Annotated in this window: 12 protein-coding genes; 10 read left to right on the plus strand and 2 right to left on the minus strand. The window is 55.0% G+C overall.

Translation table 11 applies throughout. From position 1 onward, the window contains the following. Window positions 1–94 precede the first annotated feature (94 nt). The 7 genes from malX (at window position 95) to add (ending at window position 8959) form a co-directional block, all read left to right on the plus strand. Window positions 95–1684: a maltose/glucose-specific PTS transporter subunit IIBC gene (gene malX / locus CNE01S_RS04890; protein WP_061273955.1), complete on the plus strand. Its 1590-nt coding sequence runs from the start codon at window positions 95–97 to the stop codon at window positions 1682–1684. Between the two features lie 43 nt (window positions 1685–1727). After that, the gene (locus CNE01S_RS04895; protein WP_061273956.1) at window positions 1728–2900 is read left to right on the plus strand and encodes a MalY/PatB family protein; all 1173 of its coding nucleotides are present in this window, start codon (window positions 1728–1730) and stop codon (window positions 2898–2900) included. Window positions 2901–3031: 131 nt separating this feature from the next. Continuing rightward, window positions 3032–4462, plus strand: coding sequence for a CehA/McbA family metallohydrolase (locus CNE01S_RS04900; RefSeq protein WP_061273958.1), 1431 nt, complete (start codon window positions 3032–3034; stop codon window positions 4460–4462). Window positions 4463–4652: 190 nt separating this feature from the next. Beyond that, entirely contained in the window at window positions 4653–6128 is a 1476-nt protein-coding gene (locus CNE01S_RS04905; protein ID WP_061273960.1) for a peptide MFS transporter, read from the plus strand. A gap of 487 nt (window positions 6129–6615) precedes the next feature. After that, window positions 6616–7116, plus strand: a complete 501-nt coding sequence (locus CNE01S_RS25180) for a hypothetical protein (protein WP_138089274.1) — start codon at window positions 6616–6618, stop codon at window positions 7114–7116. Between the two features lie 260 nt (window positions 7117–7376). Beyond that, window positions 7377–7838, plus strand: a complete 462-nt coding sequence (locus CNE01S_RS04910; protein WP_061273962.1) for a GNAT family N-acetyltransferase — start codon at window positions 7377–7379, stop codon at window positions 7836–7838. A 119-nt stretch (window positions 7839–7957) separates the two neighbouring features. Further along, window positions 7958–8959, plus strand: coding sequence for an adenosine deaminase (gene add, locus CNE01S_RS04915; RefSeq protein WP_061273964.1), 1002 nt, complete (start codon window positions 7958–7960; stop codon window positions 8957–8959). A gap of 19 nt (window positions 8960–8978) precedes the next feature. Here the strand turns inward: add and CNE01S_RS04920 are convergent, their stop codons facing one another. Then, window positions 8979–9977: a bile acid:sodium symporter family protein gene (locus tag CNE01S_RS04920; protein ID WP_039292565.1), complete on the minus strand. Its 999-nt coding sequence runs from the start codon at window positions 9975–9977 to the stop codon at window positions 8979–8981. 446 nt (window positions 9978–10423) lie between these two features. On the opposite strand from CNE01S_RS04920, the gene CNE01S_RS24290 reads away from it, so the two are divergent. Together CNE01S_RS24290 and CNE01S_RS04930 are read left to right on the plus strand one after the other, a co-directional pair. Further along, a complete protein-coding gene (locus tag CNE01S_RS24290; RefSeq protein WP_072279103.1) occupies window positions 10424–11659 on the plus strand; it encodes a collagen-like triple helix repeat-containing protein in 1236 nt (411 codons plus the stop codon). Window positions 11660–11748: 89 nt separating this feature from the next. Next, window positions 11749–13467, plus strand: a complete 1719-nt coding sequence (locus CNE01S_RS04930; RefSeq protein WP_061273966.1) for a ShlB/FhaC/HecB family hemolysin secretion/activation protein — start codon at window positions 11749–11751, stop codon at window positions 13465–13467. A 36-nt stretch (window positions 13468–13503) separates the two neighbouring features. Here CNE01S_RS04930 and CNE01S_RS04935 read toward each other — a convergent pair whose 3' ends face one another. After that, window positions 13504–14544, minus strand: a complete 1041-nt coding sequence (locus CNE01S_RS04935; RefSeq protein ID WP_061273968.1) for an oxidoreductase — start codon at window positions 14542–14544, stop codon at window positions 13504–13506. A 338-nt stretch (window positions 14545–14882) separates the two neighbouring features. On the opposite strand from CNE01S_RS04935, the gene ydgT reads away from it, so the two are divergent. Beyond that, window positions 14883–15116, plus strand: coding sequence for a transcription modulator YdgT (gene ydgT, locus CNE01S_RS04940; RefSeq protein WP_045782289.1), 234 nt, complete (start codon window positions 14883–14885; stop codon window positions 15114–15116). Window positions 15117–15135: the final 19 nt, after the last annotated feature.

A 15135-nucleotide genomic window follows, 5' to 3' on the forward strand; every position in this document is an offset into this window, starting at 1 on the left:
GCGATCGTCCTCACGATAAAATTGGGTAAAACGTTTTATCATTTTCAAACTTTACTTACACAACACTTCATTTTAACCGGGTCAAGGAGTCGTGATGGCGGCTAATACACCACAAAAAAAATCGCTTTGGGAGTTTTTCCAGAACCTCGGCAAAACTTTTATGTTGCCGGTGGCGCTGCTGTCATTCTGCGGCATCATGCTGGGGATCGGCAGCTCGCTGAGCAGCCATGACGTTATTACCGAGATCCCCTGGCTGGGGAACCCGGTTTTACAGCTGATCTTTAACTGGATGAGCAAAATGGGCTCATTCGCGTTCAGCTTCCTGCCGGTGATGTTCTGTATTGCCATCCCGCTGGGCCTGGCGCGTGAAAACAAAGGCGTGGCTGCTTTCGCAGGTTTTGTCGGTTATATGGTGATGAACCTGGCGGTTAACTTCTGGCTGACCGCCAAAGGCATCCTGCCGACGACCGATGCGGCTATCCTCAAAGCCAACAACATTCAAAGCGTGCTCGGCGTTCAGTCGATTGATACCGGTATTCTCGGCGCGGTCATTGCCGGGATCATCGTTTATCTGCTGCACGAGCGTTTCCACAACATTCGCCTGCCGGACGCGTTAGCTTTCTTCGGTGGCACACGCTTTGTGCCGATCATTACCACCGTGGTGATGGGGCTGGTTGGCCTGGTTATCCCGCTGATTTGGCCGATTTTTGCCGCCGGGATCAACGCCCTGGGCTACATGATCCAAAGCGCAGGCGTATTTGGCCCGATGATCTTCGGTACCGGCGAACGTCTGCTGCTGCCGTTTGGCCTGCAGCACATTCTGGTGGCCCTGATTCGCTTCACCGAGGCGGGCGGCACCATGGACGTTTGCGGCCATACCGTGAGCGGCGCGCTGACTATCTTCCAGGCGCAGCTGAGCTGCCCGACCACCCACGGCTTCTCTGAAAGCGCAACGCAGTTCCTGTCACAGGGTAAAATGCCGGCGTTCCTCGGCGGCCTGCCGGGTGCAGCGCTGGCGATGTACCACTGTGCCCGCCCGGAAAACCGTCATAAAATTAAAGGCCTGTTAATTTCCGGCGTGATTGCCTGCGTGGTGGGCGGCACCACAGAGCCTATCGAGTTCCTGTTCCTGTTCGTCGCTCCGGTGCTGTACCTCATTCACGCCGTGCTGACCGGGATTGGCTTCACCATGATGTCCGTGCTGGGCGTGACTATCGGCAACACCGACGGCAACATTATTGACTTCTTCGTCTTCGGCGTGCTGCACGGCCTGTCCACCAAATGGTATATGGTGCCGGTTGTGGCCGCGGTATGGTTCGCTGGGTACTATGCTATCTTCCGCTTCGCCATTACCCGCTTCAATATCAAAACCCCAGGGCGCGATATTGAAACCACCACCGCAGAAAAACCGGTTGGCGGCCACACGGGCAAATCCGGCTATAACGTGCCTGCTATTCTGGCAGCGCTGGGCGGCAGCGATAACATTTCGACGCTGGATAACTGTATCACCCGCTTGCGTCTGTCGGTTAAAGACATGGCGCTGGTCGATACCGCAGCCCTGAAGGCCAACCGCGCAATCGGCGTGGTGAAGCTTAACGAGCACAACCTGCAGGTGGTTATCGGGCCGCAGGTTCAGTCGGTAAAAGATGAGATGGTCGGCCTGATGCGCACCGTCGAGGCTTAATTTATCAAAGAGCGCTTCGGCGCTCTTTTCGCTGTGAGGCTTTATGTTTGATTTTTCTGTTCCGGTAGACCGCCACGGCACCTGGTGCACCCAGTGGGACTACGTGGCCGATCGCTTTGGCGCCGCTGACCTGCTGCCCTTCACCATCTCCGACATGGATTTCCCTACTGCGCCCTGCATCCTTGATGCCCTGCAAAAACGGCTAACCCACGGCGTACTCGGCTATAGCCGCTGGAAGAACGACGATTTTCTCTCCGCTATCGCCCATTGGTATCAGCAACGCTTTAGCAGCGCCATCGACCCGGAAAGCGTAGTTTATGGCCCTTCGGTGATTTACATGGTTTCACAGCTCATACGCCAGTGGTCACAGCCGGGCGACGGCGTACTGATTCACACCCCCGCTTACGATGCATTCTACAAAGCAATTGAAGGCAACCAGCGTCAGGTTCTGAGCGCGCCGCTGCAAAAAACAGCGGAAGGCTGGCACTGTGATATGGCCGAGCTGGAAGCCCTGCTCGCCCGGCCTGAATGTAAAATCATGCTGCTTTGCAGCCCGCATAACCCGACGGGTAAAGTCTGGACTCGCGCAGAACTGGAGCTGATGGCTAAACTGTGCGAACGCCACGGCGTGTGCGTTATCAGCGACGAAATCCATATGGATATGGTGTGGGGCGAAAATCAGCATATTCCGTGGTGCGACATCGGGCGCGGCGGCTGGGCGCTGTTCACTTCAGGCTCTAAAAGCTTCAACATCCCGGCGCTTACCGGCGCTTACGGTCTGATTAATGATGCGGACGACCGCCAGAAGTACCTGAACGTGCTCAAAGGGCAGGATGGCCTTTCTTCTCCGGCGGTGCTGGCAATTGTGGCCCATATCGCCGCCTACCGTGAAGGCGCCTCGTGGCTTGACGCACTGCGCGATTACCTGCAAAGCAATTTGCAGTTCGTCGCCGACAGGCTAAACCAGGCGTTCCCTGAACTGAACTGGCAACCGCCGCAGTCAACTTACCTGGCCTGGATTGATTTACGCCCGCTAGGGCTGGACGACAGAGCATTGCAGAAGGTGCTTATTGAGCAGCAGAAAGTTGCCATCATGCCGGGCTACACCTATGGCGTTGAAGGTAACGGCTTTATACGCCTGAACGCCGGGTGCCCGCGCCTCAAGCTTGAGGCCGGTGTTGAGCGGCTTATCGCCGGGATCCAGTCACTGCTATAACCATTAAGGGGAGCCAGCTCCCCTTCTTCTCCCTGTTCGTTCATCGCTTCGTCATCTTTCCGACACCCAATCGACATACAATCTTCACCCGCTCCCCTTAAGCTCGTGACAATTAAGAACAGGAGCAACTCATGCACGTTTTTTCCGGTGAAATTCCCTTCGGTCATGCTGTCCATTCCTTCGATGTTGCCCCAAACACTCCGGCGATTAGCCTGACGGGCACAACGCTGCGTACCGGGCACCTTTACTGCTACCTTTACGACAGTCGGCAGCAGCTGCGGGCCTCGGTGATGCTGCAAAAACCGGAGAAGGTGCTGACAGTCTGCGCAGACTGGGCTTCGGTGGGTGCCCTGCCCGGCGAACTGCCCTCAGGAGAGTGGCAGCTGCATATCTATAACGTCATCGGTGAAAGCCGCTCGCCGCAGCCCATGAGTTACCGACTGGACATCAGCTTTAACGCGCTGGCTGCCCCCGTCGATTTTGAAAAGCAAGACGTGCTGCGCCCGGATCATCAGGTCATTTTTGACTACCAGAGCTCGCTCAGCGACCGTCCCGGCTGGTATCGCGGCGACCTGCACGGCCATACTACGCTGTCCGACGGCAACAACACGCTGCCTGAGGCGCTGGATATCATGGCTTCGCAGGGGCTGGATTTCTTCTTCCTGACCGAGCACAACCTGTCCCACGCCTGCCTGCCGCGCCACGACAGCGTGCTAATGCTGCCCAGCATTGAAGTCACCGCCGACAAAGGCCACCTGAACGTTCATGGCCCGGCCGCCACGCTGAATATGTTCAATGCGGATTACAGCAGCCACGGTTTGCTCACTCAGGGTATTGCGCTCAAGCGCCCGGAAAGCGTGCTGAGCGTGAACCATGCCATGCTGCATCCGTGGAGCTGGCTATATAACGATATGCCGATGGCGGATATTGACGTGCTGGAAGTCCTCAACGATCCGACCTGGAAAAACGCCACCACCGCGAACGAGCAGGTGGTCGAGATCTTCACCACGCTGTGGAACGCCGGGCACAGGGTTTATGCCGTCGGTGGAAGCGACTGCCATATGCAACCCCACGAGCGCTATCCGCAGGCTACCGAACCGTCCATTTACGGCGACCCGGCAACCTGGGTTTATGCAGAGGCGCTCAGCGGAGAGGCCATTCTCGCCGCCATCAAAAGCGGCCATTGTTATTTCGAACGCCGCTGCGGCCTGACTTTCAGCCTGAACGACGGCGCGCTGCTGCCGGGTGACGCCGCCGACGGCAAACAGATCGCATTGACCGTGGCGGTAAAAGATAGCGAACAGCGTTACACGCTCCAGGTCGTGTCGGACGCGGGCATTCTGGCTGAATATTCCCTGGATAATGCTCCGCAAGATATTCACGCCGATATGACAAAACATGCCTGGATTCGCTGGGATATTCGCCGTGAGAACGGCTCGCTGGAAGGGATGATCAACCCGGTTTACTGCGCCCGGCATCCGCTGTTTCTCTCGCCTGTCGGTACCACCTGGGGCGAGGTGACCGGCCACCTTGACTTTCCTCGCAGCCCCGACACGGAGTGATTTTTAAGCACTTTCGTCTGGTTATCTTTTTGGTTTGTAAAATTTTGAAATTATTTAATGTGAATATTTAGTCGTTCTGCTTTGCATAAATCCGCTAAAAACGACGAAAATGCTCCCTCATCATAGTCATAGAAATTAAGACCCGGTGACGCCCTGCTTCCCGGGTCTTTTTGTTGTTGAGAGAGACAATATGAGTTTATCTTCCGGTCACGCCTCACATCAGGCCATTCCTCCCGGCTCGGGCGCACTGTTTTTTATTCAGATGTTCGCCACCCTGGGCTTTGCGGTCCTTTACTCCACGCTGGTGCTTTACGTCACCAAGCGACTGGGCTTTAGCGAAGGTCAGGCCGATGCCATGATGGGGATCTTCGGGGCTTTCAACTACGGGCTGCACTTATTTGGTGGCTGCCTCGGGGGCCGCTATCTTAGCAACCGTAATCTGTTTGTGCTGGGGATGCTGCTGCAGGTCGCGGGCTGCTATCTGATTGCCGATGCGGGGCTGACAGGCCTGTGGTGGGGGTTAGCCATGTTCCTGAGCGGCAGCGGGCTGAACGTTACCTGCCTGAATATGATGCTGACCCAGCGTTTTGCCCCGGATGACGACCGCCGCGAGGCCGCTTTCCTGTGGAACTACGCCGGGATGAATCTGGGCTTCTTTATCGGCTTTACCGTGGCGGGCTACTATCAACTGACCGAAAGCTACCGGGCGCTATTCCTGTTTGCCACCCTCGGCAACGTGGCTGCAGTGGTGATTACCCTGCTCCGCTGGCCGGTGCTGGCAGATATCAGCACGCCGCTACAGCACATCAAAGGGAAAGGGTTTTATCTGCGTATGGCTTTTGGCCTGCTGATCCTGATTCTTCTGGTTCCCGTTCTGCGTCTGCTGCTCGGCCATACCGAATTTAGCAGTACGTTCGTCATCGTGCTGGGCGCGCTGGTGTTCCTGTCGCTGTGCGTAATGACCGCCCGCCACCCTCGCAAGCACGAACGCCGCCGCATGACTGCCTACCTGTTGTTGGCCGCAGGTTCGCTGGTCTTCTGGTCGCTATACCAGCTGGCGCCGATGGGGCTGACGCTGTTCGCAGAGCATAACGTCACCCTGAGCGCTTTCGGCTGGCAGGTCTCTCCGCAGTGGCTGCAAAACATTAACACTATCGTCATCGTGATCGGCGGCCCACTGATGGCCTGGCTGTTCAAACGCCTGCGCGATCGCGGCGTGCGCATCGACATTCCCGCCCAGTTTGCCTCCTCGCTGTTTTGCATGGGCGTTGGCATGCTGGTGCTGCCGCTGGGTATTTCCCTGGCCGGCGCGGACGGGATGGTGGCGCTGAAATGGATTGTGCTGAGCTACATTCTGCAGAGCATCGGCGAGCTGCTGATTTCCCCGGTCGGCTACTCGATGATCGGTAAACTGGCTCCCGCTAACCTGCAAGGGTTGATGATGGGCTGCTGGATGATGGTGACCGGCGTAGCCTCCGTGCTGGCGGGCTATGTTTCAGGCCGTATGCCGCAAAATAACGGCAGCACGCCGGTATTGACCGATCCGGGTTACAGCAAGGTCTTTAGCCAACTGGGCTGGGGCTCCGTCGCGACCGGCGTTATTTTATTGCTGCTGATCCCTCTGCTGCGCCGCCTGATAGAGCAAAAAAACACGGCTCAGGCCTGATTCACAGGGCGCGGGGAGACTCGCGCCCTCCATTTCATCAATCCATGTTCATTCAATACTGCAGGAATTTGATACAGATTCGCTTTTTCATTTTAATGCGTAAATATAGAAAATCGCCTTCCAATTATCTGATGCAGGCATACAATATGCGGGCGAAAATGATTGGTTGTCATCAACAAAAAATAACCATCTAAAATAATCATTTCCGCATTAGGGCGGATGATACATACCGCATTAATACATTCCGGTAAGGTTAAAATATGAAAAAAATAATTGCACTGCTGCTTGTCGCAGCCTTTGGCATGATGTCCTCCACAGCAATGGCCTGCCCTGCGGGTACACATCCACATGGTGGTACAGGGTCGCATCATAAAGGCGGAACCTGCTATTAATAGAAAAGGCGGCACGAGCCGCCTTTTTATTGTTCTGAGATGGTTGTCATGATTCCCGCCTTTCTTACACAGCTAAGACCAATCGCCTTCAGAGGATGATAATTTATTCAACCCTGGCTTTTCCTGAAAATATCTGCCTGAATCAAAGAAATTCATTTATCTCGCTTGTAGAATGTCCATCGAATGAGATTAATAACAAAAACTGGCAAGGCATTAAAATGAGAATTATTTCTGGGATACTGGTGATGACGCTATTAACCGGCTGTGCATCTTCTTCACCAAGTAGCGACCTGATGTACAAATACTGCAGGGATGGCGGGACTTCAATCTCAGAATGCAAGGCACGGGCTGACGCATACAACTCTTCATCCGGCACTCAAGCCGGCTCTGATACAGACTGGGGTGACATCGGTGGCAAAGTGTTAGGTGTTGCTGCCGTGGCTGCCGTGGTTGTCGCGGCTGCTCTTGCCGGCTCAAATAACACGTCTCCACCACCAGCGACTTATAAAGGCAACTGTGAGTTTTCAAGTAATACTGCGGCCGACGGTTCCTCATGTGGGGCCAGATCGGCTGAAGCAAGGCCGGGGGGGTATTAATATTACTGCATCAATATTTAAAACCAATAATCAATTAACCCGCTGCGGCTCTAAAACTGCACTTACATATATCTCTGGAATGATATTCAAATTATAACTAAAGCTCGCTTGCTTTCTTTAATATGAAATCAAGCGAGCCCACTGGCTTAATTTATAGTCAGGTTTACATTTCATCATAAAGAAAAATACGCATCGCAAAGGCATGTGATAGGATTTTAAGTCCACAACCGTTCCTACAAACAGCCTATGGAAGCCCGTCAATGACCGAAATACTGTTTCGTAAAGCACAGCTTGCCGATGTCCCCGCCATCATCACTCTGTTAGCCGACGATATTTTGGGCCGCCTGAGAGAAGACCCTGGTCTCCCCTTAGATCAGCGTTATATTGAGGCTTTTCATGCCATCGATGCCGACCCGAATCAGCTACTTGCCGTGGCCATTTGCGGTGATGAGGTCATCGGGACATTACAACTGACTTTTATCCAGGGTTTAGCACGCAAAGGCGCGTGGCGCGGCCAGATCGAAGCGGTACGCATTGCGCGTTCGCAGAGAGGGACAGGATTTGGCAAACAGATGTTTGCCTGGGCTATCGAACAGTGCAAAGAACGAGGGTGCCACCTCGTACAGCTCACGACCGATAAAACACGGACGGATGCGCACCGCTTTTATGACAATCTTGGCTTGGAGGCCAGCCATCTTGGCTACAAGCTGACGCTGCAATAATTTTTCTCAGTAAACGGCGCGACAGGGACGTTTGCGCAACAAAATACTTATCTCCATAGCATTTCACCCCAGTTTCTTTTTATAATACGCCGCACTTTAATCAAAAAAAGAGTGCGACCATGATTGATACCACCCTGCCGTTAACCGATTTGCACCGCCACCTTGATGGCAATATTCGTGCGCAAACCATCCTCGATCTCGGCCGCCAGTTTAATTTATCTTTGCCTGCCAATACCCTCGAAACCCTGCGCCCACACGTTCAGGTCGTTGAAACTGCGCCAGACCTGGTCAGCTTCCTGCAAAAGCTGGACTGGGGCGTGAAAGTTCTGGGCGATCTCGAGGCCTGCCGCCGCGTCGCCTGGGAAAATATTGAAGATGCCGCCCGCAACGGCCTGCACTATGTAGAGCTGCGCTTCTCTCCGGGCTATATGGCGATGAGCCATAACCTGCCGGTCGCCGGCGTAGTTGAAGCGGTTATCGAAGGCGTTCGCCAGGGCTGCCGCGACTTTGGCGTTGAAGCCCGCCTGATCGGCATTATGAGCCGTACCTTTGGTGAAGCCGCCTGTGAAGCCGAGCTGAACGCCCTGCTCGCTCACCGCGACAGCATTACCGCGCTGGACTTAGCCGGCGACGAACTCGGCTTCCCAGGAAGCCTGTTCCTGAATCACTTTAACCGCGCGCGTGATGCGGGCTGGCGCATTACCGTCCACGCAGGGGAAGCAGCCGGGCCAGAAAGTATCTGGCAGGCGATTCGTGAGCTGGGCGCTGAGCGTATCGGCCACGGCGTAAAAGCGGTTGAAGACCCGGCGCTGATGGATTTCCTGGCCGAGCATAAAATCGGGATTGAGTCCTGCCTGACTTCGAATATTCAGACCAGCACCGTTGCGGCTCTGGACAAACACCCGCTGATCGCCTTCCTCGATCACGGCGTGCTGGCCACGATCAATACCGATGACCCGGCGGTTCAGGGCATCGATATTATTCACGAGTATAACGTCGCGGCACCTCAGGCCGGCCTCAGCGCGGCGCACATTCGCACCGCGCAGGAAAATGGCCTGAAGATTGCCTTCCTGAGCGACGCCGAAAAACAGGCGCTTATCGCTAAGGTTAAGGCGGCGTAATCAATCCCGGCAGCTGGCGTCAGGACGCGGATTCCAGCTGCCGTTTTTGTTCGGCCGTTTTGCGGGCATAACGCTGAGCCAGGACGGCGCAAACCATCAGCTGGATTTGGTGGAAAATCATCAGCGGCAGTACCATCATCCCCACCGCACTGGCGGGAAACAGCACATTTGCCATCGGCACGCCGTTGGCCAGACTTTTCTTCGACCCGCAGAACACGATGGTAATCTCATCGGCCGTATTAAACCCTAACAGCCTCGCCGCCAGGGTATTCACCACCAGCACAATCGCCAGCAGCACCAGCGAGCAGACCAGCACCATCAGCAGCGAGAAGCCGTTAACCTGATGCCAAATCCCTTCGACTACCGCCTCGCTGAACGCGACATAGACGACAAGCAAAATGGACGATCTGTCGGTCAGACCAATCAGCTTTTTATGGCGATCGACCCATTTGCCAATCAGCGGCCGGGAAAGGTGGCCGATAACAAACGGCACCATCAGCTGCATGATAATTTTGCCAATGGCGTGCAGCGTATCGGTAGACCCTTCCTGAGTCTGCATCAGCGCCCCAACCAGAACAGGCGAGAGGAAGATCCCCAGAATACTGGATGCAGAAGCGCTACACACCGCCGCCGCCACGTTGCCCCCGGCAACCGAGGTAAAGGCAATGGCCGACTGCACCGTCGCGGGCAGCGCACAAAGATAGAGGAAGCCCATATAAAGCGGCTGGCTCAAAATAGCCGGTGAGAGAAAGCCCATCGCCAGCCCCAGCAGCGGGAATAGCGCAAAGGTACTGAGGAACACCACCAGGTGAAGTTTCCAGTGCCCCATCCCCGCCACAATGGCATCGCGGGAGAGCTTTGCCCCATGCATAAAGAAGAGAAGCGCGATGGCAAAGGTCGTCAGGTATTCAAACCCGGTTTTCACTATTCCCTCACAGGGGAACAGCGACGCGACGATCACCACACCAATCATGATCAGTAAAAAGTTATCAATTTTTAGTTTTTGTAACCAACCCATCCTGTTCCTCTACCTGCCAGACATCATTTTGGCTGTTACTTTGCTACAAATTGGCCGCGCTGGCGAGTTAACAATTTTGCAAACTTCCAAAAAAATACTCGCCAGTAATGTCATATTTTTATCCTGAAGCGGAACGCGAGGTATTTAGCGTAACTAAAACTAAAATATGGATACAGCCCGGCTTAATTTAAAATTATTTAGCGGAGAGATCCCAGTGTAAATCAAGCCAATTCCCATGAAAATATTTTTACCTTTTGGTAAAAACATAACCACATGATAAAAAACACCTTAATGAAAAAATCACTCAGCAATGAAGTGCAAAAATAAGACAAAAATCTCATTTAGAAATTTAAATTCATATTATATGAGCCGTGATGTGGCAGTGATTAAAATACGCCATACACTTATTAATACGCCGTCCGGCGTGCTAATAGTGGAGTATTGCTATGCGCTCAAATAACATTGGCCGCCTCAGCGCTATTGCGATGGCGGTACTTCTTGCCTTCTCCCTGTCTGCCTGTAGCGGCGGCGGCGGGAGTTCTCACAATACCGCGAAAACGGCCGGGTCTGCCGGTACTACGGGCACAGACACCGCAAGCAACGGCGGCAGCGGCTCGGGTTCTGGCGGTGACGGCTCAGGTTCGGGTTCAGGCACAGGTTCCGGTGGAGGAACCGGAACCGGAACAGGCACCGGAACCAGCACTGGCACTGGCACTGGCGGTGGAGGCTCTGGCGGCGGTACTGGCGGTGGTGGTACCGGTGGCGGAGGAACTGGCGGCGGCACAACCGTTTCTAACAGCGCCGGGAATAACGTCGTTAAAGACGTGGGCGGTGCCGTGGGCGGCGTAGGCAGCACGGTCAGCGGCGTAGCGTCTCAGCTACCGGTGAATAATCCAGTCACTTCAACGGTTGCCGTGGCCGTGGGCGGCACCGGCAGCGCCATATCAACCGTCGGCAATGGCGTCGTCAACGGGCTTGGCAATGCTAACAACCCTAACGGGCTGGGCACCACTGTGAGCGGCGCCACCAATGCCGTATCAGGCCTCGGAACAACGGTTTCAGCGGTAGGGACCAACCTTGCAAGTTCAACATCCAATACACCAGCCAGCGGGTTAACTGGCGCAGCAGGTGGGCTGGTCAATACTGCAGGGCAAGTCGTGACAGGTACAGGGAATGCTTTGACACAAACGGTGCAAAGTCCGGGCGTCTCTAACCTGACGACCGGCGCGACGGGGCTGGTTAATACCACGCTTGCCGACACCCAGAAAGCGACTCAGGCCGTCGGTGGCGCAACGGGTTTAGGCACGCCGGTCAGCAACCTGTTGACGTCAACCGGGGGAGCAGTCAGCGGCCTGGGCACTAACATCAGCAGCAGTAACCCTTCTCTCGGCGGCCTCGGTCAGGTAGTCCAGAATACCGGCCAGGTGGTAACGGATAGCGGCGCGCTGGTGAAACCGGTGCAAACCGGCAGCTCAGGCAGCTCAGGCTCCGTTTCGGCTGGCGCATCCGGCTCGCTCGGCGTCGGCGGTAATGGCCTGGTGACCAACCTTGGCACCACCGTTAACGGCCTGACGTCTTCGTTAACCACCAACGTTAGCGCGAGTGCTTCAGGAAGTAACACAAGCTCAGGCCAGCAAGTCGGGCTTACCGGCGCGGTCGGCGGTCTTTTGAAAACCAAATAGTGCACGCTATAGCACATGTGCTCCCGTGGTAACGGCGGGAGCACTTTTTTCACAGCATTTTCTTCGCTGCGCAGTTAAGGGAGCTCATTATGGACAATCGTCTGGGTATACTGCTGCTGTATGGTGCAACACTGAGCATCAGCTACGCCGATATGTCACCCACGCTTATCGATCCCAATAACCCCGCTAAAGCCGCTCGTTCTCTTGCCATTCCGGTGGCTGCGCCACAAAAAAAACAGGAGGCCAAAACCACGCTGCCGGTGCCGCAGCTCACGCCACAGACGCCGATTACGGTAAAACATCTGCAGTTTATTGGCGGCACGCGCTATAAACTTGACTCGCTGGCCCAACCATTTATGCCGCTGGTGGGAAAAACCGTGCCGCTGGCACAGTTAATAACGTTAACCAACGGCATTACCCAGCGCTACCAGCAGGATGGCCTGCCGCTGTCCTACGCTTACCTGCCAAGCGACAATTTCCATGATGGCACGGTGCGTATTGTGCTGGTTGAGGGGTATATCGCGCACAGCAACATCCATAGCGACAATGCCAATACAAGCGAACGTTTGAGTCGTCTGTCGGCGTTGATGATGAATGAAAAACCCCTTAGTCAGGCTACGTTTGACCGCTATAGCCTGCTGATGCAGCGCACACCGGCCACCAAAGTGGAAGCCAACGCCGCGCTACCCAATAACATTTACGGTGCAGCCGACATGAAAGTTGACGCCACGCAGCCTCATATCTGGGACATTTCCTCCACGATAGACATGCGCAAAGGCTCAAATCTGGCGCTGATTAACGGCACGCTCAGCAACCTCACCAGCCACGGCGATCAACTGGGGCTTGCCACGCTTGTTCCGCTGGATAGCAGCACGAAAAAAACCTACTTCGGGGCCAACTATCAGCAATACCTCACCGACAATGGGCTGCTGATGCAGCTGAAAGGCAGCTTCTATCGTGAAAATCCCAGCGATTACACACCGCTGCTTTATCTGCCGCAGAACATTGCTATCGATGCGAAGGAAAAAACCACCCAGTACACCGGAGGGATAGCCTTCAGCTACCCGCTGCTGCTTGAGCGCAAGAAGCAATTTTCGGTCAGCGGAGGGCTGGATTATATCGATAAGCGCGACGATTATGCGCTGCGTGCCAGGGGCTTCGGCAATACCATTGATTTACCCGGCGTGAGTCAACGCACCCGTTACCCGGCCGCAGAGTTTTCGGCCTGGGGCTACCGCGAGTACGACACCGCCAACTGGAGTACCCGCCTGACCCTGCGAAAAGGCATTGATGCCTTTGGTGCCAGCACCTCGCCGGGATCAAATACTTCTCTCAACTTTACGCGCTGGAAGGGCAACGTCGATGCCGCCTGGCTGGTTGCGCCGAAATGGCGGCTGAGTACGTCGATAGAGGGGGACTGGTCGAACAATAATTTGCCTGAAGCCGAACGCGTAAGCTTTGGTGCTCAACGCTATGGCCGTGGATACCCTGACGGCGAAGCCAGCGGGGATTACGGCTACGGAGGACAAGTTGAAATGCGTTATCTCCATAGCCTCGATAAAGGCGCCTGGATTAATACGGTACAGCCCTACGTCGTGGCCGACACCGCCCAGACCTGGTTCAATCAGCAGGGCTTTCGCCACCAGCGCCTGGCCTCTATTGCAACCGGGGTAACGGTGGGCGACAGCCGGCACTATTCTGTTTCCGTTGAGGCGGCCAGGCCGTTGGCTGATTTACCCAGCGACAGCAGCCGTCGGGACGTACGTTTCAGCCTGACCTTTACCTACAACTTCAATAATCTGCATTAAAGATAAAACCCTCACCGTTCGCGGTGAGGGCTATTCTCAGGCAAGATTGAGCGTCGAGCGTTTTTTAGCAGACTCGATGCCCAACTCAATCAACTCCATGACCTGAATCGCCTGGGCTGCCGGGACAGGGTTCTCACCTTTACCGGCCAGCGCATCACGGATCACCGCATAATAAGCCGGATAGTTACCCGGCACGGTCAGCAGCGTTTGCTCCTCCATAAGCTCACCCTGTGCCAGGGTCAACACGCCGTCGCGCATATCGTAACCCCAGTCTTCCTGCGGCAGTCGTTCGCCAGCTTTGAGGCGATCTTCCTGTGGATCCAGGCCGTATTTAATGTAGCTGCCACGCGTGCCATGCACGATGTAGCGTGCAGTTTCTGCCGCCGCCAGCAACGTTCCGTGCAGTACCACACGGCGCTGAGGGTAAGCGAGCACGGCGTGGAAATAGTCGGTCGCCTGCGCGCCTGCGCGAAGCTGAGCGAGATCGACGGTCAGGCTGACCGGCAGCCCAAACAGGTTAATGGCCTGGTCAAGCAGATGCGGCCCAAGATCGTACCAAATACCGCTGCCTACGCCCGCCTGTTCACGCCAGCGGTTACGCACTTGCGGGCGGTAGCGGTCAAAGTGGGATTCAAAATAAGCCACTTCGCCAAGCGTCCCTTCCGCCAGCAAATTTTTCACCGTCAGGAAATCGCTATCCCAACGACGGTTGTGGAACACGGACAGCAGCAGACCGAGCTTTTTAGCCAACGCATCCAATTCCCGCGCCTGGGACAGCGTGACGGTAAAAGGCTTATCAACGACGACGTGTTTTCCCGCTTCAAGCGCCGCTTTGGCAAGCGGGAAGTGGGTATCATTCGGGGTAGGAATGACAATGAGATCGATAGCGGGATCTTTAAACAGGTGTTGAGGATCGGACACGACAGTCATTCCCGGCCAGTCAGCGTGCACTTTTTCAGCATCGCTACTGGAAACTGCGGCGAGGATCATTCCTGGCGTACCGGAAATCAGCGGCGCATGAAAAGTCTTACTGGCATAACCGTAACCGATAAGCCCGACGCGGATGGTATCACTCATGTGTTTTCCTCTCTTTAATGAACTCCGGCATTTCACCTTATCGCCCGGCGGGCGGCAACCGCAAGTCTCTGGATTGCGCATTTCGCAGACATAAGACCGCCATTATTGCTAATAAACCTGACCATTATTATGACTTTAAATAACAGTATTCATTGAGTCCGAACGGCCAGGGTAAAGTAAAATTAAGGAGATTTTATGTATTCCTGGGGGCGATATTCCTGGCCGTTGCAAAGAAAACTCCTAATTGTTCGGTCGACTAATGATAGCGCTAAGCCGTGACCGCGTTTGCGATTATCATCGCCTCTCAATCCGCCGACCGTGATTAATTGATAGACACCATGGAAAATGCAACACCTCTCAGTGCCCTGGATTATCTGATGAAATTCCGCAAAATAAGCTCGCAGGAAAATCTGGAAAAGCTCTTTGACCACCTGAATTACACCCTGACCGACAGCCAGGAAATCATGAATATGTACCGCGCGGCCGATCACCGCAGGGCCGAACTGGCCTCAGGCGGGCGCCTGTTTGACCTCGGTTGCGTGCCGAAAACGGTCTGGCGTTACGTTCTCTAGCCGCTGCCGGTAGCATTAG

This window comes from Cedecea neteri NBRC 105707 = ATCC 33855, from assembly GCF_001571265.1.
Classification (GTDB): domain Bacteria; phylum Pseudomonadota; class Gammaproteobacteria; order Enterobacterales; family Enterobacteriaceae; genus Cedecea; species Cedecea neteri.